General features: G+C 40.0%; 22 protein-coding genes and 1 pseudogene. 20 read left to right on the top strand and 3 right to left on the bottom strand.

Annotated features, from left to right (window positions below; translation table 11 throughout):
• Positions 1 to 43 precede the first annotated feature (43 nt).
• From MKX52_RS14805 to sufB, 10 genes are all read left to right on the top strand, one after another.
• Positions 44 to 1,069 carry a methionine ABC transporter ATP-binding protein gene (locus MKX52_RS14805; protein ID WP_342491896.1) on the top strand — a complete coding sequence of 342 codons (1,026 nt, stop codon included), beginning with the start codon at positions 44 to 46 and terminating at the stop codon, positions 1,067 to 1,069.
• On the top strand, positions 1,062 to 1,730 hold the full coding sequence (locus MKX52_RS14800; RefSeq protein WP_342490939.1) for a methionine ABC transporter permease: 669 nt from the start codon (positions 1,062 to 1,064) through the stop codon (positions 1,728 to 1,730). The genes MKX52_RS14805 and MKX52_RS14800 overlap by 8 nt, the downstream gene beginning before the upstream one ends.
• A 14-nt stretch (positions 1,731 to 1,744) precedes the next feature.
• The gene (metQ, locus tag MKX52_RS14795; RefSeq protein WP_012011185.1) at positions 1,745 to 2,566 is read left to right on the top strand and encodes a methionine ABC transporter substrate-binding lipoprotein MetQ; all 822 of its coding nucleotides are present in this window, start codon (positions 1,745 to 1,747) and stop codon (positions 2,564 to 2,566) included.
• 307 nt (positions 2,567 to 2,873) lie between these two features.
• A complete protein-coding gene (locus MKX52_RS14790; protein WP_342490938.1) occupies positions 2,874 to 3,242 on the top strand; it encodes a carboxymuconolactone decarboxylase family protein in 369 nt (122 codons plus the stop codon).
• A gap of 215 nt (positions 3,243 to 3,457) precedes the next feature.
• Positions 3,458 to 3,595, top strand: coding sequence for a hypothetical protein (locus MKX52_RS14785; protein ID WP_162835676.1), 138 nt, complete (start codon positions 3,458 to 3,460; stop codon positions 3,593 to 3,595).
• A gap of 211 nt (positions 3,596 to 3,806) precedes the next feature.
• Entirely contained in the window at positions 3,807 to 4,592 is a 786-nt protein-coding gene (sufC, locus tag MKX52_RS14780; protein WP_003213654.1) for a Fe-S cluster assembly ATPase SufC, read from the top strand.
• Positions 4,593 to 4,610: 18 nt separating this feature from the next.
• Positions 4,611 to 5,924, top strand: coding sequence for a Fe-S cluster assembly protein SufD (sufD, locus tag MKX52_RS14775; RefSeq protein ID WP_342490937.1), 1,314 nt, complete (start codon positions 4,611 to 4,613; stop codon positions 5,922 to 5,924).
• Entirely contained in the window at positions 5,924 to 7,144 is a 1,221-nt protein-coding gene (locus MKX52_RS14770; RefSeq protein ID WP_342490936.1) for a cysteine desulfurase, read from the top strand. Before sufD ends, MKX52_RS14770 begins: the two co-directional genes overlap by 1 nt.
• On the top strand, positions 7,134 to 7,580 hold the full coding sequence (gene sufU, locus MKX52_RS14765) for a Fe-S cluster assembly sulfur transfer protein SufU (protein WP_012011181.1): 447 nt from the start codon (positions 7,134 to 7,136) through the stop codon (positions 7,578 to 7,580). The genes MKX52_RS14770 and sufU overlap by 11 nt, the downstream gene beginning before the upstream one ends.
• Before the next feature lie 17 nt (positions 7,581 to 7,597).
• A complete protein-coding gene (sufB, locus tag MKX52_RS14760) occupies positions 7,598 to 8,995 on the top strand; it encodes a Fe-S cluster assembly protein SufB (RefSeq protein ID WP_007500362.1) in 1,398 nt (465 codons plus the stop codon).
• A 65-nt stretch (positions 8,996 to 9,060) separates the two neighbouring features.
• On the opposite strand, the gene MKX52_RS14755 is transcribed toward sufB, so the two are convergent.
• Positions 9,061 to 9,711 carry an NAD(P)H-dependent oxidoreductase gene (locus MKX52_RS14755; protein WP_342490935.1) on the bottom strand — a complete coding sequence of 217 codons (651 nt, stop codon included), beginning with the start codon at positions 9,709 to 9,711 and terminating at the stop codon, positions 9,061 to 9,063.
• 84 nt (positions 9,712 to 9,795) lie between these two features.
• Between MKX52_RS14755 and MKX52_RS14750 the strand changes: the two genes are divergently transcribed.
• Complete coding sequence (locus MKX52_RS14750; protein ID WP_342490934.1) at positions 9,796 to 10,728, top strand: WYL domain-containing protein; 933 nt, start codon at positions 9,796 to 9,798, stop codon at positions 10,726 to 10,728.
• 78 nt (positions 10,729 to 10,806) lie between these two features.
• Here MKX52_RS14750 and MKX52_RS14745 read toward each other — a convergent pair.
• Positions 10,807 to 11,433 (bottom strand): annotated as a pseudogene (locus MKX52_RS14745) (DUF418 domain-containing protein); the annotation flags it as partial.
• A 347-nt stretch (positions 11,434 to 11,780) separates the two neighbouring features.
• Here MKX52_RS14745 and MKX52_RS14740 point away from each other — a divergent pair.
• The gene (locus MKX52_RS14740) at positions 11,781 to 13,784 is read left to right on the top strand and encodes a DUF6270 domain-containing protein (RefSeq protein WP_342490933.1); all 2,004 of its coding nucleotides are present in this window, start codon (positions 11,781 to 11,783) and stop codon (positions 13,782 to 13,784) included.
• A gap of 109 nt (positions 13,785 to 13,893) precedes the next feature.
• Here the strand turns inward: MKX52_RS14740 and MKX52_RS14735 are convergent, their stop codons facing one another.
• A complete protein-coding gene (locus MKX52_RS14735) occupies positions 13,894 to 15,102 on the bottom strand; it encodes a DUF418 domain-containing protein (RefSeq protein ID WP_342490932.1) in 1,209 nt (402 codons plus the stop codon).
• 252 nt (positions 15,103 to 15,354) lie between these two features.
• Here MKX52_RS14735 and MKX52_RS14730 point away from each other — a divergent pair, with 252 nt between their 5' ends.
• From MKX52_RS14730 to MKX52_RS14695, 8 genes are all read left to right on the top strand, one after another.
• The gene (locus MKX52_RS14730; protein WP_144470533.1) at positions 15,355 to 16,050 is read left to right on the top strand and encodes a response regulator transcription factor; all 696 of its coding nucleotides are present in this window, start codon (positions 15,355 to 15,357) and stop codon (positions 16,048 to 16,050) included.
• Entirely contained in the window at positions 16,037 to 17,344 is a 1,308-nt protein-coding gene (locus MKX52_RS14725) for a HAMP domain-containing sensor histidine kinase (RefSeq protein WP_342490931.1), read from the top strand. The genes MKX52_RS14730 and MKX52_RS14725 overlap by 14 nt, the downstream gene beginning before the upstream one ends.
• A gap of 37 nt (positions 17,345 to 17,381) precedes the next feature.
• Positions 17,382 to 17,810 carry a phosphate-starvation-inducible protein PsiE gene (gene psiE, locus MKX52_RS14720; protein WP_012011173.1) on the top strand — a complete coding sequence of 143 codons (429 nt, stop codon included), beginning with the start codon at positions 17,382 to 17,384 and terminating at the stop codon, positions 17,808 to 17,810.
• Between the two features lie 312 nt (positions 17,811 to 18,122).
• Entirely contained in the window at positions 18,123 to 19,034 is a 912-nt protein-coding gene (locus MKX52_RS14715) for an alpha/beta hydrolase (protein ID WP_342490930.1), read from the top strand.
• Between the two features lie 66 nt (positions 19,035 to 19,100).
• A complete protein-coding gene (locus MKX52_RS14710; protein WP_342490929.1) occupies positions 19,101 to 20,009 on the top strand; it encodes an alpha/beta fold hydrolase in 909 nt (302 codons plus the stop codon).
• 138 nt (positions 20,010 to 20,147) lie between these two features.
• Entirely contained in the window at positions 20,148 to 21,101 is a 954-nt protein-coding gene (locus MKX52_RS14705) for an iron-siderophore ABC transporter substrate-binding protein (RefSeq protein ID WP_342490928.1), read from the top strand.
• Positions 21,102 to 21,171: 70 nt separating this feature from the next.
• Positions 21,172 to 22,188 (top strand): iron ABC transporter permease, encoded by a 1,017-nt coding sequence (locus MKX52_RS14700; protein WP_060597251.1) that lies wholly within the window; start codon positions 21,172 to 21,174, stop codon positions 22,186 to 22,188.
• Complete coding sequence (locus MKX52_RS14695) at positions 22,181 to 23,218, top strand: iron ABC transporter permease (RefSeq protein ID WP_119125324.1); 1,038 nt, start codon at positions 22,181 to 22,183, stop codon at positions 23,216 to 23,218. The genes MKX52_RS14700 and MKX52_RS14695 overlap by 8 nt, the downstream gene beginning before the upstream one ends.
• Positions 23,219 to 23,236 lie beyond the last annotated feature (18 nt).

Genomic DNA, 23,236 nt, shown 5'->3' with positions numbered 1-23,236 from the left:
GATGGCAACCTATAGATTCAGCAAGAAAGCAGGTGAACAGACTGTGATCCATTTACAGAATGTATCAAAAACGTATCATTCAAAAAGCGGAAATGTTGATGCTGTGAAAGACGTCAACTTGGATATTGGTAAAGGTGAAATATTCGGAATTATTGGGTATAGCGGTGCCGGAAAAAGCTCGCTGATTCGCCTATTAAACGGTCTGGAGCTGCCAACAGAAGGAATTGTCGAAGTGGCAGGCAACCGGATCAATGAAGTATCGAATGCGAAACTTCGGAAAGCAAGACAAGAAATCAGCATGATTTTCCAGCACTTTAACCTACTTTGGTCAAGAACAGTGAGACAAAATATTATGTTCCCACTTGAGATCGCAGGTGTACCGACATCGAAACGGAGAGAGCGTGCGAATGAACTGATTAAATTAGTCGGTTTAGAAGGAAAAGAAAATGCGTATCCGTCTCAGCTTAGCGGCGGACAAAAACAGCGTGTGGGGATTGCGAGAGCATTAGCAAATGATCCAAAGGTTCTTCTTTGTGACGAAGCAACGTCAGCACTTGATCCGCAAACAACGGATTCTATCCTTGATCTTTTGGCAAATATCAATAAACGACTTGGACTGACGATTGTGCTGATTACACACGAAATGCATGTCATTCGCAAAATTTGTCATCGCGTGGCGGTGATGGAGAATGGACGCATTGTCGAAGAAGGCGAGGTATTACGCGTTTTCAGACAGCCGAAGGAAGAAATGACGAAGCGATTCGTCCAGCAGCTTGCTGAACCAGAGGAAGCGAAAGAAACAATCGAACACGTCTTAGAGCGCGTAAAAGAAGGTCAGGTCGTACGGTTGTCCTTTATTGGCGATTCTGCCGAGCAACCGCTCATCACTGAAATCATTCGATCCTTCAAGGTCGATGTAAATATCCTTCAAGGAAAGATTTCTCAAACGCAGGAAGGCGCGTTTGGAACACTCTTTATCCATATTAATGGAGAAGAGACTGAGGTAGAAAAAGCCATCGCCTATATCCAAAGCAAACAGGTTGAAATTGAGGTGATGACACATGTTTGAGAAATGGTTTCCGAACGTTGATTTAGAAGTCATTTGGAATGCAACGGGCGAAACGGTCTATATGACACTCATTTCATTGGCGTTTGCCTTTGTGATCGGAATTATTCTTGGACTCCTGCTTTTCCTTACAGGAAAAGGTGGTCTTTGGGAAAATAAACCGATCAATGCTGTCATCGGTGGAGTCGTCAACATTTTCAGATCGATTCCTTTTATCATTTTAATTATTCTTTTATTAGGGTTCACGAAATTCTTAATGCATACAATTCTAGGTCCAAATGCAGCACTGCCTGCCCTTGTCATTGGGTCAGCTCCATTCTATGCACGTCTTGTCGAAATTGCACTGCGTGAGGTAGACAAAGGAGTCATTGAAGCAGCACGCTCAATGGGAGCGAAAACATCGACCATCATATTCAAAGTATTGCTGCCAGAATCATTGCCAGCCCTCATTTCAGGTATTACCGTAACAGCGATTGCTTTAATTGGCTCAACTGCGATTGCAGGTGCAATTGGAGCAGGCGGACTTGGTGACCTTGCTTATGTGGAAGGATACCAATCTGGTAATACAGATGTCACACTTTTTGCCACTGTGTTTATTCTCATCATCGTCTTTATTATTCAAATAATCGGTGATTTGATTACAAATAAAATTGATAAACGATAAGGGAGGATTTATTCATGAAGAAATTGATTTTAAGTGCACTATTTCTAGCATTTGCAGGCATTTTAGCTGCATGCGGTTCATCTAATAACGCAAGTGATAGCAAAACCATTACGGTTGCGGCTTCAAAAACACCACATGCCGAAATTCTTGAAGAAGCAAAACCACTTCTAAAAGAAAAAGGCTACGATCTCAAAGTGAAAGTACTTAGTGATTATAAAATGTACAACAAAGCGTTAGCTGAAAAAGAAGTGGATGCAAACTTTTTCCAACATATCCCTTACTTAAATGAAGAAAATAAATCAAACAAAGATTACGACCTAGTGAGTGCAGGTGCGGTTCACCTTGAGCCATTCGGCATCTACTCTAAGAAATACAAATCAGTAAAAGATATTCCAAACGGTGGCACGATCATCATGACAAACAACGTAGCTGAGCAAGGACGTATGCTTGCCCTGCTTCAACATGCTGGTGTCATCAAACTCGACCCAAAGGTTGATACAATCAACGCTACTGTAAAGAACATCAAAGAAAACCCAAAGAACCTAAAGTTCAAAAAAATCGCTCCTGAACTAACAGCGAAAGCTTATGAAAACAGTGAAGGCGATGCTGTGTTTATCAACGTCAACTATGCGATCCAAAATAAATTGAATCCGAAAAACGATTCAATCGAACTTGAGCAAACAAAGAACAACCCATATGCAAACATCGTGGCGGTTCGCAAAGGTGAAGAAAAATCAGATAAGATCAAGACTTTAATGGAAGTTCTTCACTCTGATAAAATCAAAGAATTCATCGACAAAAAATATGACGGTGCTGTACTACCGGTATCTGAATAACGATGTGTTAACCTCGCTTTCGTCAAAGCGAGGTTTCAGCGTGTAGACAAACCCTCGCATTCGGTGTCAGTCCTGCGTGCTGGTGCTCACGAATGTCGGATTCGCTCCGCTCCAGTACTCGTCCTTCCTACACTGCAAAGGTTTTCTATCACGCTGAAAGGAAGACAAAGGTCTAAAATTAAGTTCATTTTAGACCTTTGTCAACAATCTGTAACCTCGCTTTCGTCAAAGCGAGGTTTTTTTGTGTATTTTTTCAAATCTCGCTCATAATAAAAATGTACAAATGACCTGAAGGGATGGAATAAAGATGAATGAACAGCATATGAGCGGATTCATGCAGCAGTCGCTGACTGATTATAAAACCGCAATGGGTGAATTTCAGAAGAAAATGCCGGTGTTTGGGAAAAAATTCAATGAATTCACGGAGCAATGTTTTCAGAGCGATTCATTAACGCAAAAGGAAAAACAAATGATTGCCCTTGGCATCAGTATTCATGCACAGGACGAATACTGCATGATTTATCATACAAAGGGAGCGCTCGACCAAGGCGCCACAGAAGAAAATTTGCTAGAGGTTGTCAGCGTGGCAGCAGCATTTGGCGGCGGGGCAGCATTGAGCCAAGGGATTACTGTCGTTCAGCAATGTATTGACGAATTTGGAGGACAGACGCATTAAGGGAAGGAAAGGGCGGTATATTTCCATATCAGGGAGTTGAGTTCTTCTCAGCCGATTGTGTGAGAAAATATGCCAGCATAGCGCACTATATCCCTTTTGAGTGAAGCCGCATGACTTTGATACAATGAAGCTACACTCAAAGAAGGGAATGGTTTATTATTTGTTCGGACCATAGTACATTAGGATTGGATTATACCGCCGAGATGGAAAAGGCCATGCATAAGGCTCATGGCATGAGCTATGCAGAGTACGAAAGAGACCATGACTTACGGATGAAAGTGGAATATAAACGAGAGCAGTCCTATCGAGATGAGAAAAGGCAGCTCGCAAAAATGAATATACAAGGCTATTAAATAGCTAAGGGACGGGGAGAACAGTTTCCCGTCCTTTCTTTATGAAAACAGTCTTTTCGACATAAATCCTTTTATCTACCGGCTTTTTTTGTTAGAATTTTGAGAGCATCCTCTCACGCTTATCGTGAATGTGTTGTATTCACTTTTAATTTGTTATAAAATTAGAATGAGAATAAATTGAGAATAATGATTATTTTGGAGGTATCGATATATGACTGCTTCGACATTAACAATTAAGGACTTGCACGTTGAGATTGAAGGGAAAGAAATCTTAAAGGGTGTAAACCTCGAGATAAAAGGTGGAGAATTCCACGCAGTAATGGGACCAAACGGTACAGGTAAATCAACTTTATCTGCTGCAATTATGGGCCACCCTAAATATGAAGTAACAAAAGGCAGCATTTTGCTTGATGGCGAAGATGTACTTGAAATGGAAGTAGATGAGCGCGCTCAAGCAGGTCTTTTCCTTGCGATGCAATACCCATCTGAAATTAGTGGTGTGACAAATGCGGACTTCCTTCGTTCTGCTATTAACGCTCGCAGAGAAGAAGGCGATGAAATCTCTCTCATGAAATTCATCCGCAAAATGGACGAAAACATGGAGTTCCTTGAAATGGACCCAGACATGGCGCAACGCTACCTAAACGAAGGTTTCTCAGGCGGGGAGAAAAAACGCAATGAAATTCTTCAATTAATGATGATTGAACCAAAAATTGCGATCCTTGACGAAATCGATTCTGGTCTTGATATCGATGCGTTGAAAGTGGTTTCTAAAGGAATTAACAGAATGCGCGGCGAAAGCTTCGGCTGCTTAATGATCACTCACTATCAGCGTCTACTGAACTACATCACACCAGATCACGTTCATGTCATGATGCAAGGACGTATCGTGAAATCTGGCGGACCAGAACTTGCACAACGTCTAGAAGCAGAAGGCTATGACTGGATTAAAAAAGAGTTAGGAATTGAAGACGAAACTGTTGGTCAAGAAGCGTAAGCGTTAGGAGGATTATTGATGACATTAGAAACGAAATTATCAGTAGATCAAGATTATGTCAAAAGCTTCTCCGAGAAGCATCAGGAACCGGCATGGATGAGTTCCCTTCGCTTACAGGCTCTTGAAAAAGCAGAAGACCTTCCAATGCCAAAGCCTGACAAAACGAATATTTCTAAATGGAATTTAACCAATTTCAAACAGCATACAGTCGAAAGTGCACCATTTGGATCATTAGAAGAGCTTCCTGAAGAAGTGAAATCTCTTATTGATTTAGAGGACACGGATAAGACAGTTTACATTCAGCGTGATCAAACGCCAGCCTACTTGTCTCTTTCAACAGAAGCGAAAGACAAAGGCGTGATCTTCACTGATCTTCATACAGCGCTTCGTGAACATGGCAATCTAGTGAAGAAATACTTCATGACTGATGCAGTGAAAGTAGATGAGCATAAACTAACAGCTTTACATGCTGCTTTAGTGAATGGTGGAGCTTTCCTCTATGTACCGAAAAATGTAGAACTTGAAGCGCCAATTCAAGCCGTCTACCTACATGAAAACGACGACACGACTTTGTTCAACCATGTCATCGTTGTAGCAGATGATCATAGTTCAGTGACTTATGTAGAAAACTACATCAGTACAGCAAAACCTGAAGAAGCCATCTTCAATATCGTGTCCGAAGTGTTCACGGGTGCTAATGCTCGCGTCACTTACGGTGCAGTAGATAACCTTTCAGAAGGTGTCACAGTTTATGTGAATAGACGCGGTATGGCAAGTGGCCGTGACAGTAAAATCGAATGGGCGCTTGGCTTAATGAATGATGGAGACGTCGTGTCTGAAAACATCACAAAGCTTATGGGCGACGGGACATTCGGTGATACAAAATCAGTTGTTGTCGGCCGCGGGAATCAAACGGAAAACTTTACAACAAGCATCATCCACTTCGGTAAAAACTCTGAAGGGTATATCTTGAAGCATGGTGTCATGAAGGATCAAGCATCCTCTATCTTTAACGGAATCGGTAAAATCGAGCATGGCGCAACGAAGTCAAATGCTGAACAGGAATCACGTGTTCTCATGCTGAGTGAGAAAGCACGCGGTGACGCAAACCCAATTCTATTAATTGATGAGGATGATGTAACAGCAGGGCATGCTGCTTCTGTTGGACGTGTCGATCCAATTCAACTGTATTACCTCATGAGCCGCGGGATTTCCAAAGAAGATGCAGAAAGACTTGTGATTTATGGCTTCTTAAATCCAGTCGTCAAAGAACTGCCGATTGAAGGAGTTAAAAAGCAGCTCGTTTCTGTGATTGAAAGGAAAGTAAAATAATGAATATCAAAGACGTTCGTGAGCAATTTCCAATCCTTCATCAGCAAGTGAACGGACATGATTTGGTGTATTTGGACAGTGCAGCGACTTCTCAAAAACCAAGAGTGGTCATTGATGCAATGAATGAGTATTACCGGTCTTACAACTCGAACGTCCACAGGGGTGTTCATACCCTTGGCACAAGAGCAACGGACGCATACGAGGGTGCGAGAGAGAAAGTTCGTGCATTCATCCGTGCTTCATCTGTCCAGGAGATTATTTTTACTAGAGGTACAACAACTGCACTAAACACAGTGGCGATCAGCTATGCTAGAGCAAACCTCAAAGAAGGCGATGAGATTGTCATTACGCACATGGAGCACCATGCGAATATCATCCCTTGGCAGCAAGCAGCAAAAGCAACTGGCGCCACATTGAAATACATTCCGTTACAGGAAGACGGCACGCTATCGCTTGAAGATGTGAAGCAAACGATCACACATCAAACGAAAATCGTCGCTGTCACACATGTTTCAAACGTATTAGGAACCATCAACCCGATTAAAGACATCGCAAAAATTGCCCACGATCACGGTGCTATTATCGTTGTCGATGGTGCGCAGAGCATCCCGCACATGCAAATTGATGTTCAGGATCTAGATTGTGACTTTTTCGCATTCTCTGGGCATAAAATGTGTGGACCGACTGGCATCGGTGTACTTTACGGGAAGAAGGACCTTTTGAATAATATGGAGCCTGCTGAGTTTGGCGGTGAAATGATCGACTTTGTGGATCTGTATGATTCTACTTGGAAAGAGCTTCCGTGGAAATTTGAAGCTGGAACACCGATTATTGCCGGAGCAGTTGGACTCGGAAAAGCGATTGATTTCTTAAATGACATTGGTATGGAGGAAGTCAGCCGTTACGAGCATCAGCTTGCCACTTATGCGCTTGAACGCTTTAAGGAGCTTGATGGTGCGACTGTTTATGGACCGCAGCACCGAGCTGGGCTTGTGACGTTTAATTTAGATGACGTCCATCCGCATGATGCGTCTACTGTTCTGGATACGGAAGGTGTCGCCATTCGTGCTGGACACCATTGTGCACAGCCGCTCATGAAATGGCTTGGTGTATCAGCGACTGCAAGAGCAAGCTTCTATCTGTATAATACAGAAGAAGAGATTGACAAACTGATTGCAGCGCTCCGTAAGACAAAGGAGTATTTTACGAATGTCTTTTAATGTAAACTTAGACACACTGTACAGACAAGTGATTATGGATCATTATAAAAATCCGAGAAACAAAGGTGTGTTAAACGACAGCATTGTCGTCGATATGAACAACCCAACGTGTGGTGACCGCATTCGTCTCACGATGAAAATCGAAGACGAAAAAGTCACCGATGCGAAATTTGAAGGAGAAGGATGCTCGATTTCGATGGCATCTGCCTCTATGATGACGCAGGCGATTAAAGGGAAAGATATTGAAACAGCTTTGAAAATGTCTCAGATTTTCTCCGATATGATGCTAGGAAAAGAATACGACGATTCCATTGATCTTGGTGACATTGAGGCGCTGCAAGGAGTGGCAAAATTCCCTGCCCGCATTAAATGTGCAACATTATCATGGAAGGCGCTTGAAAAAGGCGCATCTGCCGAAGATAACGGCAAATCATAAGATTGGAGTGAAAATGGATGGCTAAAAAAATGCCAGATGTTGGTGAATATAAATACGGCTTTTCTGATAAAGACGTTTCCATTTTCCGTTCAGAGCGCGGACTAACAAAAGAGATCGTTGAAGAAATTTCTCGTATGAAAGAAGAGCCTCAGTGGATGCTCGATTTCCGTTTGAAATCTCTTGAGCACTTTTACAACATGCCGATGCCACAATGGGGCGGAGATTTAAATGCATTAAACTTTGATGAAATTACGTATTACGTAAAGCCATCAGAGCGTTCTGAGCGTTCTTGGGATGAAGTACCAGAAGAAATCAAACAAACCTTTGATAAGCTTGGGATCCCAGAAGCAGAGCAAAAGTACTTAGCAGGTGTATCTGCTCAGTATGAATCTGAAGTTGTGTATCATAACATGAAGCAAGACCTTGAAGATCTAGGCATTGTGTTTAAAGATACAGACAGCGCATTAAAAGAAAACGAAGACATCTTCCGTGAGCACTGGGCAAAAGTCATTCCTCCGACTGACAACAAATTTGCTGCGCTTAACTCGGCTGTATGGTCTGGTGGTTCATTTATCTACGTACCAAAAGGGGTAAAAGTAGATACTCCACTTCAAGCATACTTCCGTATCAACTCTGAGAACATGGGTCAGTTCGAGCGTACACTGATCATTGTTGATGAAGGCGCACATGTGCATTACGTAGAAGGATGTACAGCTCCAGTTTACACAACAAACTCACTTCACAGTGCGGTTGTTGAAATCATCGTGAAAAAAGGCGGCTACTGCCGTTATACAACGATTCAAAACTGGGCAAATAACGTCTTCAACCTTGTAACGAAACGTACAGTATGTGAAGAAAATGCAACGATGGAATGGATTGATGGAAACATCGGTTCTAAGCTGACAATGAAATACCCAGCGGTCATCCTAAAAGGTGAAGGCGCACGTGGTATGACATTAAGTATTGCCCTAGCAGGTAAAGGTCAGCACCAAGATGCAGGTGCAAAAATGATTCACCTTGCACCAAACACATCTTCAACGATCGTATCGAAATCGATTTCCAAACAAGGTGGTAAAGTCACATACCGCGGAATCGTTCACTTCGGACGCAAAGCAGAGGGTGCACGCTCAAACATCGAGTGTGACACACTCATCATGGATAACAAATCAACATCTGATACGATCCCTTACAATGAAATCTTAAACGACAACATTTCATTAGAGCACGAAGCGAAGGTATCAAAAGTATCAGAAGAGCAGCTATTCTACTTGATGAGCCGCGGAATTTCTGAAGAAGAAGCAACAGAAATGATCGTCATGGGTTTCATCGAGCCATTCACAAAAGAACTACCAATGGAATACGCCGTTGAAATGAACCGTTTGATTAAGTTCGAAATGGAAGGTTCAATCGGCTAATAATAAAAGACCCAAAAACGTGATATCAAACGTTTTTGGTCTTTTTATTTTTGAAAAAATACAACTTACATCCCGCTAGGTGAGTAAAACGCATCTAAGGCTTTAGACAAATCGTCAGCTGCAGTTGTCAAGATCGTTTCTTCTTCTAAAATCGCTGTTCCTTGTGCTCGGACAATATGAAATTGTTGAAAGCCCATCAAGTTTTGGAATATTTCTTTTAGGTAGTAATGTGAAAATTCCAGAGGTGTGTAGCGATCGTTATTTGTGAAAATTGAGCCACTTGCTTGAAGCAAAAGTACACGATAATCATCAGTCATCAGACCAACTGAACCATTTTCTGTATATTTGAATGTTTCTCTAGCAATTAAGATATTATCTATATAATCTTTCATACGTGACGTCACATTAAAATTATGAACAGGTGAAACAATCACGATTCGATGATGTGCTTTGAATTGAGCCAATAAAGCAGAGGAAGCAGCAGCGATTTTTTCTTCGGTAGCTGTTAATGTTTGTTCAGATGCTTGCTTATCCCAAATACGTAGCAGCTGGTCTTTTTCGATACGAGGAATTTCAGTTTCATGTAAATGTAAAATTGTCGGTTCTTCATGAGGGAATCTTTCTTTAAACTGTTCTAAAAACAATGTTTGCAGTTTGTTTGAATAACTTTCTCGATGTGTGAAATCAGGGTGCGCGTTAATGATTAATGTTTGCATATACATGCTCCTTTTCTTTTGATAAACTGAGTATAAAATATAAAGGTGACAAAACATGTCACCTATTTTAGAAGGAAAATCAAAATGAAAAAATCAGAACGTTTAAATCAAGAACTTATTTTTTTAAGCGATAAGCACTCTTTTCAGTTAAAGGATTTACAATCCGAATTTGGCATATCGAAACGTACGGCTTTGCGAGATATGGAAGAGCTAGAGTCCATGGGTTTAGCTTTTTATGTTGAACCTGGCAGACATGGAGGATATCGATTGGTGAATCAATCTCCATTAGTGCCTATTTATTTCAATACCGATGAAGTTCAAGCTATTTTTTTCGCGCTTAAAGCGCTAGACCTACTGTCAGCCACTCCATTTAAAAAGTCCTACTCACAAATTCGGCAAAAACTGTTTGCCACAATGTCTGATGAGAGAAAACAAATGATTACAGAGACTTTGGAAGTGATTCATTACTATAATGTCGCACCAGTTAGTGAACAGAATCATTTGGAATTAATTTTACAGGCGATGATGGAAGATCAAATCGTGAAGATGACGTACACTCAATATGAAAATAAAAGGATCAGGCTGCAATTTCTTGAGTTGTTTTATCGAAATGGGATTTGGTTCACCAAAGCATATGATGTTCAAAGTAAAAAGTGGGGCATCTATAGATGTGACTTTATGAAGGTCTTGATCATAGAAGAAGAAGTCAGAGACACCTATACGAAGGAAGAATTAAAAGCAATGCAGATGGAGTACGAAAAAACTTATCATGATATCTCATTTAAATGTCGATTAACGGAACAAGGAAAAGAAAAGTTTTTGAAGAATCATTATCCAAATATGAGATTGGAGATCGTTGATGATACTCCTTATATTATGGGTGGGTACAACCAAGAAGAATTATCGTATATGACTCATTATTTGATCACATTTGGGAAACATGTGAAAATTGAATACCCAGATGAATTAAAAGAGAGTTATTTGACTCAATTGCAAGAAATGATGGATCAGTATTGAAAGAGAACGGATTGTCTCTGAATCACAAAAAACTCATCATATTAAAAAAGGCGAATTGTAGCCATTCGCCTTTTTTCTTTACTTCGCCTCATGAAATGTATTGGTTTTCGATCTGTCAATGACCTTCCCATACGTCAGCTGACGCCAAATAAATTCCATCGGTCCATACTTAAACCGTTTTAACCAAAACGTACTGAAAAGCACAAGGAAGACATACACGCCAATAGCCATGAAGAACGTACTAGCCGGCTGAAGATGATCGACAAGCCCCGCTCCATACTTTAGAAATAGGACATTTCCAATGATCGAGTGAAGCAAATAACAGGTCAGGGACATCCGTCCTACTTTTGTAAAGACCATCAAAGCACCTCGCAGCTGAGGAACGTGCAGAAACAGCATCGCAAGTGTACTCATATAAAACATACTGCCAGTTAATCCTCCATTTTGTTCCAGAGCAGTGGCAATGCTCACCCAGAGTGTATTTTCAAAAGGATTGATTGCTACAATGATCGTACTGCTTTGAGTAATGAAAAAAGCAATTGTACAGATGATCAAAATGCGATTCCAAATCGCTTTTTTCGCCTCCATGTGTTTGAAAAACGACATTCGATCACCAATCTATGCTAAATAAGTCCGACTGTTGTGGCTGATTAATTCAAAATCAGCAAAGTCCGGTTTGCCTGATGATCCTGAACTGACGATATTGAGCAGCATCGTGAAAAAGGGCATGAGCAATTGAACCACAAAGAGTGCGATCAACTAGTTTAGGCTTCATCAAGCCATTCACAAAAGAACTGCCAATGGAATATACCGTCGTTGATTAAGTTCGAGAAGAAAGGCGTTATTTTATGGTTAAAGCACTATTGAAAAAGATGAACTATTATAGTTCGCCTTATCTCTACTAGTAAAAGAATATAATTTTAATGTAAAATTATTGTTTATCATGTAAAATAAAACTAGTCAGGGAGAAATTCATATGCTTAAAGGACTGGTTTTATATTTTTTCATCAGTCTGGGTCATATAATAACCATTTATGAGGGGACTTTTCATTATGCATGCGAGTATAGCATCTTACATATTTAATAAACAAACAGGCGATATGGAAATGAGAATTAAATGTGATACAACAAGTAACAGCATGACTTTGTTGTGGCAGAAAAGACAAAGTAGTAGAAATCTGAACTTGTACGGTGGGGTGTATTTTCAAAGTGCTATAAACAATGGAATTGCAGAATTTAAAATGAACGTAAATGAAATACTAGACATCTCTACTTTGAATGATAAAGAAATTATTTGGGACTGTTTTTATGTAAATGGAAATGAAAAAGTGGGTATAAGTTTTCCAGAGGTTAATTCTTCATTTGAATATCATTTTTTCGAAAAAAGCCATTTATATAAAATAATACCATTTGTAACAAGAGGTGCTAAAACTCTGGCCTTATTTATGAAAACTGCAGAAATTCAAAGTAGTATTAGTTTTTTAGAAATTCAAAATAATAGAATTAATGGAATCTTAGAAATAGAATCAAATGAAATAGATATTCAACATTTACAAGCATATTTATGCTTGCGTAAAAGAAATCATAACTCTTTGACAGAATATACACAAGAAGTCTCTACAAAGCTTATTTATAAAGAAAATAAATATCAAATTAAGGGCGAATTTAAAGAATTTTTTAATAATTTATCAAACCATACATTATGGGATATATTTGTTAAGTTAGAAAATTCCAATAATTCAGTTTATGTGTCAACAATTTGCGAACAAAGCAGTCATATAAAAGTAGATTTTAATGATTTCTTTTATTCTATAAATGTTTTATCAACTCTTTCTCACAATAGAGTGACATTAAGAATTAGCCAAAAAGAAATGGTTTCCTTGGTAGATTCTGTTTTAGAGAGTCAAGATCATTTTTATATTAAGGGGAAATTACCTAAATTAGGAAGTGGGATGACGTACAGTTTAGTTAGTAAACTCCGTGGGGAGGTAGCGGACAGCTTCGAATACTTCAATGAAAATGAAAAGGCAATATCAACGACTGATAATTTAACTTTTGATATTAAAGTTTCAATAGCTGAATTGATTTCAAATTTTAAAGACAGAGATATATGGGATTTGTTTATTAGATATAGACAAGATAATGAGTTATTTTATGATATACCTTTATCATCTAATAATAACCAAAAGCTAAGTTCATCTAATAAAAGAGTTACTTTATTTGTGAATGGTTCACAATCTTATTCAATTTGGGTAAATGTTGATAGAGCGCCGGGAGATAATTTAACAAACGTTGCGGTATTAGGTACTTGTTATAGTCGAAACGCTTTTAATACATCAGATTATTTTAACCCATACTATAAAAAGCTATATAAATGTTCTTATACTCAGTTTCATTCAAATATTATGAGTTTAGTATCTGACCCAGTGGAGTTCAATGAAAGTGAATTCCTTGATTGTGGATTAAAACCTTCTGATATTAAATATATCAGATCAGATTTTGAAAAGGATTTTTTTGAAAATTTAATAGAAAGTAAAGCTGAGTATTTAATAATAGATTTTTATGTTGATGCTTGTAGAGAGGTTATTCAAATTAAGGAGAATGCAAATATCACATTGAATTATTTACTCCCTCGGACGAAATACTTTAAACAAATTAAAAGTAAGCATGTAATTTCTCATACAAATAATGAGGAGTATTTTGATTTATGGAAAGAAAATATTAAATTATTTGTAGAAAGACTTCTAGGTATAATGCCTGCAAATAAAATAATTTTGAATAGAGGTCGTCTAACAACAAAATATCTAGATTCAAACAATAAAATCAATTATTTTCCCGATCAAGATATTATAAAAAGGAATAATATATTATGGGATAGAATGGAGCATTATTTACTAAATTTAATACCAAAAATAAAAATAATTGATATGCGTGATACGTCTTTTGTTGGTCATTATAATCATCCATTCGGCAAAAGTTATGCACACTATGAAAGTGGGTATTACAAAGAATTTCTGTCAAAGCTAAATGAGATAGTCTTAATGGATAAAAAATAAACGATTATAACAAAGCAATATTTATCTTTAATATCAACATCAAACAATATTGAAATTTACAACAAAAAACCGATTTCCCTAGGAATGATCGGTTTTTTTCATGAAGTTATTACGTAATAGATTTTGACGTTTTTACTTTATTTTCTTTAGGAATTTGGTTTACCTTCCCATACGTCAGCTGACGCCAAATAAATTCCATCGGTCCATACTTAAACCGTTTTAACCAAAACGTACTGAAAAGCACAAGGAAGACATACACGCCAATAGCCATGAGAAACGTTCCAGCCGGCTGTAGATGATCGACAAGCCCCGCTCCATACTTTAGAAATAGCAGAGTTCCAATGATCGAGTGAAGCAAATAACAGGTCAGGGACATCCGTCCGACTTTTGTAAAGACCATCAAAGCACCTCGCAGTTGAGGAACGTGCAGAAACAGCATCGCAAGTGTACTCATATAAAACATACTGCCAGTTAATCCTCCGTTTTGTTCCAGAGCAGTAGCAATGCTCACCCAGAGTGTATTTTCAAAAGGATGGATTGCTACAATGATCGTACTGCTTTGGGTGATGAGAAAAGCGATTGTACAAATGATCCAAATGCGATTCCAAATCGCTTTTTTCGCCTCCATGTGTTTGAAAAACGCCATTTTCACAAAATACACACCTAGTAAAAACATGAAGAACATAGAATAGACAGTAGAAAAAGAACCGGAAGCCATTGTCACCATATCTGTCCACCGATCACCAATAGATGCTAAATAAGTCAGACTGTTGTGGCTGATTAATTCAAAATCAGCAAAGTCCGGCTTGCCTGATGATCCTGTATTGACGGTATTGAGCAGTAACGTGAAAAAGGGCGTGAGCAATTGAACCACAAAGAGTGCGATCAACCAGTATCCGATGGTTTTGGCTGTGCGTTTGTAAAAGAAAAGCAATAAAAAGCCAGCAACTGCATAATACGCTAAAATATCACCAATCCAAACAAAAGTTAAATGCAGAATGCCAAATCCTAAAAGAATGGTTAGTCTGCGGGCAAACAGCTTGTTCGGACTGTCCACCTTCTGAGCAGCTCGATCCATAAAAATCATAAAACCAACGCCGAATAGAAAGGAGAACAACGTAATGAATTTCCCTGAGGCGAACCAATTCACCAAGTTGTGAAAGACATCATTTGCTCCCAGATCAAACCCTTTCGCCGAATCCACAATCAAAAAGTAATTCACCAAAATAATACCCATTAAGGCAAATCCCCGTACGATGTCTAAGAAATGAACCCGATCTTTCAAACTCATCGCGTGTGCTACTTTGTTTTCATTCATATCCATGCTCCTTTTCTTATTATGATAAAAGTCATTCGGATCAATCCATCGATCCTTACAATGATTCAATATACATCCCAATTCTTAACAATTTATGAAGATCCATTTCTTTGAAAATAAATGTGACAAATTGATGGAGAACGGTCAATTTCATAAACTGTTAAGATTTAAGCTGTATCTTTTCACATAGCTAGATGATATATAGTAAAGACATAAAAGAAAGTACATCACGTATCATGAGGTGAGAGAGACATGACGCATCGAATATTAGTCGTAGAAGATGATCAGGATATTGGAGACCTTTTGCAAGAATCCCTTACACGTGCTGGATATGAGGTGCTGAGAGCGATGAATGGCGAGCAAGCATTGAAGTTTGTGGACGATTCGCTCGATTTGGTGATTTTGGATGTGATGATGCCGGGGCTATCAGGCATCGAAACGTGCCAGCAGATGAGAGCCTCTTCAAATGTCCCAATTCTATTTCTAACAGCCAAATCAAGTACATTCGATAAAACCGAAGGCTTACTTGCCGGCGGGGATGATTATATGACAAAACCTTTTTCACAAGAGGAGCTTCATGCTAGAGTGATTGCACAATTACGCAGGTACACCGTCTATCAGGAAAAGAAGGAACAGGAAGAAACTTTTCTTGTTGGGGGCAAGCTAAGGGTGAGCGAAGAATTTAATGAAGTGTGGAAAGGAAATCAACAAATCAAGCTGTCTGATTTAGAATATCGTATGTTGAAACTGCTGATGAGCAGGCGAAACAAAATCTTTTCAGCCCAAAATATTTATGAGAGCGTGTGGGGACAGCCTTATTTCTATTGTTCCAACAATACGGTGATGGTGCATATTCGAAAGTTGCGTGCCAAAATTGAGGATGATCCGGCACGTCCTTTCTATATCAAAACCGAATGGGGAAGAGGATACCGATTTGGCACATCGTAAATATACGCTAGCTAAGAAGCTGGCATTGCTGATTTTGGCGGCTGCCATTGTGAGCGGTCTTGTTTTTATGACGCTGCAAAAGATCACCAATGAGCTCATTGACGGATACTTGAGTTCGGACGAGTATTATGAGGAGGAGTCAGCTAAATATATTCAAAAATTCAGTCGTTATGTGTCTGAGAATAAGCTGTCTTCAACAGATCGACAAGCGTTTGGTGAGTGGGTGAAAAAAGAGAATTACATTAATTTGACCATCTTCAAGGATGAAGTGCTACAATATGACTCCATCTATTCGGCTGCGGATGAATCGGCGTACGGAAAAGAAAAGGTGACCCAGTACGCCGAGCATCATTCTTATCCGGTTCAGTTTAGCGACGGTGAAGGTCGGGTCATGGTGGATGGTTTCTATTCGTCTCGTTACCACGATCTTGCCTTTACACTCGAGCTGCTCGGAGCAACGCTTATTTTTCTCCTCATTGTTCTTATCGGTATTCGCAAAAGTTTACGCTACTTGCAAACGATTCATCAAGACATTCATATTCTTGAAGGCGGCGAGCTGGACTATGAGATGACAGTGAAAGGGCATGACGAATTAGCGATGATTGCCAAAAGTATTGAGGACCTTCGTAAAGCTTTTTTGGACAAGCTTCAAGCGATCGATGAGCTGCAAGAAGAGAGCCGCAGCTTGGTTACTGAAATGTCACACGATATGAGAACACCGCTGACGTCGCTAATGATGAATTTGGAGTTTGCGAAAAAAGAGGAGGCTGGAGCGGATACCCGTAAAGATCAATATATAGCAAGTGCTTATGAAAAAGCACTGCAATTGAAAAATCTATCTGATAACCTGTTCGCCTATTTTCTACTTGATAAAGAACATGAACCTGAGCTTGAGACAGTTGCAGTCAAAGAGCTCATTTACGATCTCTTATCAGATCAGGTGGCGATTTTGCAGCAAGAGACATTTAAGGTTCATCTTTTAGGAGAGCTGCCAGACAGCTATATCAACGTGAATGTCGAGGAGCTTGGCCGAGTGTTTGATAATCTGATGTCGAACATACTGAAATACGCTGACCCGAAAAAGGACATCAATCTCACATTTTTATCCGACCAAGAAATCTTTGAGATCCATATCAGCAATGCGATAAACGAGACAAATGACACGCAGGAAAGCACTGGACTTGGTGAACGAAGCATAAAACGAATGATGTCCCGCATGCACGGGCAGTTTGAAAGGATGGAAAAGAACGGCGTTTACTACATTGTGCTGCGTTTCTGGCACATTAAAATATAGGTGACAAATGAATAACATGGAATGGAGAGACAATCTAATGAAACGATTCAACAACTTCCAAAAGGTACCCGATCTCTTGCAAGGTCTTCTGAATATTTGTCTATTCTTTCTGGCAATTGCTTTAAGTGTCCTCTTAATTAGTGAGACTTGGTATATTGTCCAATTCGTCTACAAGAATGTTGTCAACAAAGGAGAAAGCTATTATGAAATGCTTGGTGAGCTGCTGATCTTCTTTATGTACTTTGAGTTTATTGCCTTAATTATTAAGTACTTTAAATCAAACTTTCATTTTCCACTTCGCTATTTTATTTATATTGGCATCACAGCCGTCATCCGTTTGATTATCATCGATCATAAAGAGGCTGTATCGACCTTCTGGTGGGCGCTGACCATTTTAGCCATGACCGTTGCTCTCTTTATCGCTAGTAAACGACATGCGGTTCAGGAGCATGAAGAAGTGAAGTGAGGGAAGAAGACGAACGATGGACGTTCGTCTTTTTTCATGTCTGGACATTGACGAGATGAACACTCAGTCGTTATCTGTCTATTAATGAACGGTTAGGGTCAGAATGACAATTGATTGACATGCATCTAAAAAGTAGAATATGAGTAACAGTAAACAAACAGTTGTTCATTAATGAATAACTGTTTGTTATGGTGAATGATCAGTTGGATAAAAAGGTTTTTTCCTGATGTACATCTTCATATGGTATGCTTTAGAAGCCTTATCTTTCCATCGACATTGGTCATCATGATTCTATGAACAGGGGTCGATCATATGCGAAGCATTCAAAGTTTTTTAGTAGAAAAGCTGCTTGTTTTGACGAAAAAGAAACTCAATGTAAATGATTATCTAGAAGAAAGAAGAAGGGCAAATGAATTACCTTATGAATTGCCTGAAAAAATTAAGAATAAGTACAAAATCACTAAAAATCACTCGTTTCCAGTCGATACGTATATGTTGAAATCAAATGTCCAGCCGGATGACCATCAGGTGTTGTTTATACACGGTGGTGGCTATATTGAACAGCCTTTGACTTGGCATTGGCGTTTTTTAGATCGATTAACGAAGCAATTAAATAGTACGGTGTATGTGCCGGTTTATCCAAAAGCACCGAACTATCAGTATATGGATGCGATCGAGAGTGTCCTTCCTGTGTACCAAGCTCTTTTAGAGAAAGGAACACCTGAAAATATCGTCATCATGGGTGATTCTGCTGGTGGAGGTTTATCGTTAGCTTTTGCTCAATACTTGGCAAAAAAGGGCTTGCCGCAGCCATGGAATATCATTCTTTTATCACCATGGCTAGATGTTACATTAAGCAACCCAGATATCGCTGCTATGGTTCCAAAAGAACCAATGCTCAATCTAGCCTTATTAATTGAAGCAGGAAAAAGATATGCTGGTGACATGGATGAAACACACCACTTAGTCAGTCCAATCTACGGGGAGATCAAAGCACTGGGACGAATTTCTGTTTTTATAGGCACTCACGAATTCTTCCTTCCAGATGCCCGTAAATTCAAAGAGATAGCAGATAAGCAGGGGGTTCCAATAAACTATATAGAATATCCTAAAATGAATCATGTGTTTCCTGTTTTCCCTATACCAGAAGCAAAAAAAGCGTTAAACCAAATTGTCGCGATTATTGAAAGTAATACCTTCCCTTTGAAAGAATGCAATGAATAAGATATAGGAATGAGAATGACTAGCACAGCTGGCCATTCTCATTTCTGTTAGAAGGAGCGAAAACAATTGAAAGACACCAAGACCGAACCATTCTCATTTGCAAGTATGCAGCAGGCAGCCCCTGTACATATTCCAGAAAGACAATTCATTTCATCACATGATGGTACAAGCCTTGCGTATTATCCATTTTTATCAGAAGAGAAAACGCAGGCCAATGTCATCTTGATTCATGGCGGTGGTGCTCATAGTTTAGCTGGTTACGAGCATATCGCCTATACGCTTCAGCATGATTTTGAAGTGAATACGTTTTTAATCGATTTAAGAGGTCACGGCCATTCGGAAGGAAAAAAGGGTGATACACCTAGTGTCACAGATGTGTGGCAAGATATTTCGCAGTTTGTGGATACGGTCAAACAGCAGCGTCAAGGAGCTGTTTATCTTTGCGGGCATTCTTCTGGAGCGGGATTACTGCTAAACTACTTATCTTGGCCGAAAAAAAGAGAGGTAGACGGTTACTTTTTTATTGCACCTGAATTTGGTTATCAATCAGACACTGCAAGGCCCGATCAAATTCCTTTTGCGACCGTTCAAGTATGGAAATTCGTTTTGTCTGCCATGACAAAAGGAAGGCTGATGGGTCATTCTGAAGCCGTTCGTTTTCATTATCCAACATGGGTAGTTGAGCAGGATCCGCTTTTATTGACGGCCATCACTGTCAATCTATCCCTTGCTTTAACCCCGTCCGCACCTAAAAAGCAATTTGCGATGATTGATCAGCCCTATGCGATGTTAGTAGGCAGCGAGGATGAGCTGTATGATATAGAAAAAATTTCTGCCTATCATGAACTGCCACATGAAGAGATCAAGCAACAATCAGTCTATGAAGTGCTGGATGGACATACCCATTTGTCGGTGTTACTCGAAGCGGGAAAACAAATCGGCAAGACGGTCCAAATGTGGAGTCGTTCTATTTAGTATGACAACTAGTCAACTCTCTCCCTTTTTCTTAAAAATTTACATTGACACCATCCTTTTCTATGATAAAATCATAGTGTGATAATGAGAATCGTTATCAAATGATATGACTACATATAGAATGGATAGGTGAGGTACATGTTCAAAAAATCTTTTTGGTCGCTATTAGTTGTGCTCTCCATCGTTTTACTTGCAGCTTGTGGCAGCAATAGCAGTGAAGGCAAGTCAGATAGTAAAGAAAAAACAAGAACCGTTGAAAGCGCTATCGGTTCAACTGAAATTAAAGGATCGCCTAAACGTGTGGTGACGCTGTACCAAGGAGCAACCGATGCAGCAGTCGCGATGGGCATTAAACCAGTGGGTGTTGTTGAATCATGGCTAGAAGCACCTACGTATAAATATTTAAGAGATGACTTAAAGGATGTCAAAATTGTTGGGCAAGAAACACAGCCAAACTTAGAGGAAATTGAAAAACTGAACCCAGATTTGATCATTGCATCAAAAATCCGCCACGAGCAAATTTTTGATCAGCTGAAAGAAATCGCTCCAACGGTTGCAACAGAAACCGTATTCACATTTAAAGATACAGTGAAATTAATGGGTGATGCTTTAAATCAGCAAGATAAATCAAAAGAATTGCTAACGAAGTGGGATGACCGTGTCGCTGACTTCAAAGAAAAAGCGAAAAAAGATATCAAAAACTGGCCAATGAGTGTGTCTGTGGTGAACTTCCGTGCAGATCATGCTAGAATCTATCAAACTGGATTCGCAGGGTCCATTTTAACAGAGCTAGGCTTTGAAGGACCTAAGAATGTCAAAGATAAAAAGCAAGACATCATTACACTGACAGACAAAGAAAGCATTCCGCAAATGGATGCAGATGTGATCTATTACTTCATGGATGATCAGGATAAAGCGGTTGAAAAAGCATATAAAGAGTGGACGAGTCATCCTTTATGGAAGCAGCTTGACGCAGTGAAAGCGAAACAAGTGCATAAAGTGGATGAAATCACTTGGAACATGGGTGGCGGTATTATCGCTGCAAACATGATGCTTGATGATATTTATGATCGTCTCGGAATTGATAAATAAGGATAACAGAGGAGAAAATGTGAAAAACCATTTTCTCCTTTTTCCATAACAGATTGAAAGCGGGAATCAGATGAGAAGTTTATTAAAAAAAGATTCGAGCAAGGCGCTGCTTTTTGCTGGATTCGTCGTATTGATGTTGGTCTTTTTTATGCTCAGCATTTCTCTTGGGCAAACCTCGATTTCCCTCAAAGCCACCATCCATGCGTTTCTTCATTTTGATGAATCGGATCCAAACAGTGTCATTGTCATGACATCCAGATTATCAAGAGCTTTAATTGCAACGGTTGTTGGATCAAGTCTAGCCATCTCAGGTGCATTGATGCAGGCATTAACGAGAAATCCGCTTGCGGCGCCAGATTTGTTAGGAATTAATGCAGGTGGACTATTTTTTATCGTCATTTCAATTGTCTTCTTTTCAACAGAGTCATTAACAGGCTATATGTGGACAGCCTTTTTAGGTGCGGCAATTGCAGGGATGCTTGTTTTTCTTTTGGGCTCCATTGGAAGAGATGGATTGACACCGGTCAAAATTGTCCTTGCAGGTGCGGCGATATCTGCACTGTTTGCGTCCTTTACACAAGGTCTTTTGATTGTAAATGAACAATCAATTCAAAGCATTCTGTTCTGGATGGCGGGTTCAGTGTCTGGAAGAAGCATTGATATGCTGCTCCCTGTTTTGCCTTATATTTTAGGTGCGACAGTTGTGGCGCTGCTTCTTGGACGCTCCATCAATGTCCTTTTGTCAGGAGATGATATTGCGAAGGGACTTGGTCAACGTACGCTGGTGCTGAAAATCACGATGGGAGTTCTCGTCGTCTTTTTAGCGGGTGGCTCCGTCGCTGTCGCAGGATCGATTGGATTTGTTGGTTTTCTAGTGCCGCATATTGTGAAAAAGCTTGTCGGACCTGACCACCGCTGGGTACTGCCTTATTGTGCCGTAGTGGGGGCGTCTCTTTTACTTGTCGCAGACCTTGCGGCTCGTTTTCTGATCATGCCGCAGGAAGTACCGATTGGTGTCATGACGGCGGTAGCAGGAGCGCCTCTATTTGTTTATCTCGTGCGCAAGGGGTTGAAGACAGGTGGCTAAAACATATACAGTGCGTTCAAAGGGTGGGCGCATTTCATTTCAATTTTCAAAGCGGACGTTTTTGATTTTACTTTTATTGACGGCCATTGCTTTTGGATTATTTATTCTCAGTCTCTGTATGGGTAGCCGGTTTATTTCGCCTATGGATGTGCTTCTTCATTTAATCGGTCAAGGAGAGGGAAATACCTTCGTGCTCAATACACTGAGAATCCCAAGAACATTGCTGGCTGTCTTAGTGGGGGCCGCGCTTGCGGTATCAGGGCTTATTTTGCAAGGATTAATCCGCAATCCGCTTGCATCGCCTGACATCATTGGGATTACGAGTGGTGCTTCGTTCGGTGCGATTATGTTTATTGTTTTTTGGATGGGCACTGTACCTATTGCGTATCAATCGCTATGGGCGATTGCAGGGGCTTTTGCTGTCTCGTGTCTGATTTATTTGCTTTCATGGAAAAAAGGGGTGAAGCCGATCACACTTGTCCTCATGGGCATCGGGATTTCTGCCATCATGAAGGCGTGTGTGACGTTTACTCTAGTTCTTAGTGATACGATGACGACGACAAAATCATATATTTGGCTGACAGGCAGTTTATATGGTTCTACGATGAAGGACGTCATGTCGATGCTTCCTTGGATCATGATCATTTTACCGATTGTCATGGTGTTAGCAAGAACGATGAATGTGAAGGAGCTTGGGGATGATCTTGCCACAGGGCTTGGGGTGAAAGTGCAGGCAAAAAGGCTATTCTTTCTACTGATGAGTGTGACATTGGCGGGGATTGCCGTTGCCTTTGCTGGCGGTATTGAATTTGTTGGACTGATGGCGCCGCATGTTGCACGGATGATCATCGGCCGTTCCTTCATTGCGCTGGTCCCGGCATCTGCGCTTGTTGGGAGTATTCTCGTGATGCTCGCAGATTTAGTCGCTAGAACGGCTTTTCTACCATTAGATGTACCAGCAGGTGTATTCACCGCTGCAATTGGGGCACCGTTCTTTATTTATTTGTTATACCAGCAGAGAAATCGATAAACAAAAGATGGAGGTTTT

Source organism: Bacillus sp. FSL R5-0422 (genome assembly GCF_038610765.1).
GTDB lineage: Bacteria > Bacillota > Bacilli > Bacillales > Bacillaceae > Bacillus > Bacillus pumilus_O.
The sequence above is the reverse complement of the archived record's forward strand: the minus strand, read 5'-3'. Positions and strand labels throughout refer to the sequence as shown.

Excerpts from the sequence above, each read along its gene's own strand:
- MKX52_RS14700 (WP_060597251.1), top strand. The coding sequence starts at position 21,172 with ATGAGAAGTTTATTAAAAAAAGATTCGAGCAAGGCGCTGCTTTTTGCT.
- MKX52_RS14770 (WP_342490936.1), top strand. The coding sequence starts at position 5,924 with ATGAATATCAAAGACGTTCGTGAGCAATTTCCAATCCTTCATCAGCAA.
- sufB (WP_007500362.1), top strand. The coding sequence starts at position 7,598 with ATGGCTAAAAAAATGCCAGATGTTGGTGAATATAAATACGGCTTTTCT.
- MKX52_RS14715 (WP_342490930.1), top strand. The coding sequence starts at position 18,123 with ATGCGAAGCATTCAAAGTTTTTTAGTAGAAAAGCTGCTTGTTTTGACG.
- sufU (WP_012011181.1), top strand. The coding sequence starts at position 7,134 with ATGTCTTTTAATGTAAACTTAGACACACTGTACAGACAAGTGATTATG.
- sufD (WP_342490937.1), top strand. The coding sequence starts at position 4,611 with ATGACATTAGAAACGAAATTATCAGTAGATCAAGATTATGTCAAAAGC.
- sufC (WP_003213654.1), top strand. The coding sequence starts at position 3,807 with ATGACTGCTTCGACATTAACAATTAAGGACTTGCACGTTGAGATTGAA.
- MKX52_RS14785 (WP_162835676.1), top strand. The coding sequence starts at position 3,458 with ATGCATAAGGCTCATGGCATGAGCTATGCAGAGTACGAAAGAGACCAT.
- MKX52_RS14735 (WP_342490932.1), bottom strand. The coding sequence starts at position 15,102 with ATGAATGAAAACAAAGTAGCACACGCGATGAGTTTGAAAGATCGGGTT.
- metQ (WP_012011185.1), top strand. The coding sequence starts at position 1,745 with ATGAAGAAATTGATTTTAAGTGCACTATTTCTAGCATTTGCAGGCATT.
- MKX52_RS14790 (WP_342490938.1), top strand. The coding sequence starts at position 2,874 with ATGAATGAACAGCATATGAGCGGATTCATGCAGCAGTCGCTGACTGAT.
- MKX52_RS14740 (WP_342490933.1), top strand. The coding sequence starts at position 11,781 with ATGCATGCGAGTATAGCATCTTACATATTTAATAAACAAACAGGCGAT.
- MKX52_RS14705 (WP_342490928.1), top strand. The coding sequence starts at position 20,148 with ATGTTCAAAAAATCTTTTTGGTCGCTATTAGTTGTGCTCTCCATCGTT.
- MKX52_RS14755 (WP_342490935.1), bottom strand. The coding sequence starts at position 9,711 with ATGCAAACATTAATCATTAACGCGCACCCTGATTTCACACATCGAGAA.
- MKX52_RS14730 (WP_144470533.1), top strand. The coding sequence starts at position 15,355 with ATGACGCATCGAATATTAGTCGTAGAAGATGATCAGGATATTGGAGAC.
- MKX52_RS14750 (WP_342490934.1), top strand. The coding sequence starts at position 9,796 with ATGAAAAAATCAGAACGTTTAAATCAAGAACTTATTTTTTTAAGCGAT.
- psiE (WP_012011173.1), top strand. The coding sequence starts at position 17,382 with ATGAAACGATTCAACAACTTCCAAAAGGTACCCGATCTCTTGCAAGGT.
- MKX52_RS14800 (WP_342490939.1), top strand. The coding sequence starts at position 1,062 with ATGTTTGAGAAATGGTTTCCGAACGTTGATTTAGAAGTCATTTGGAAT.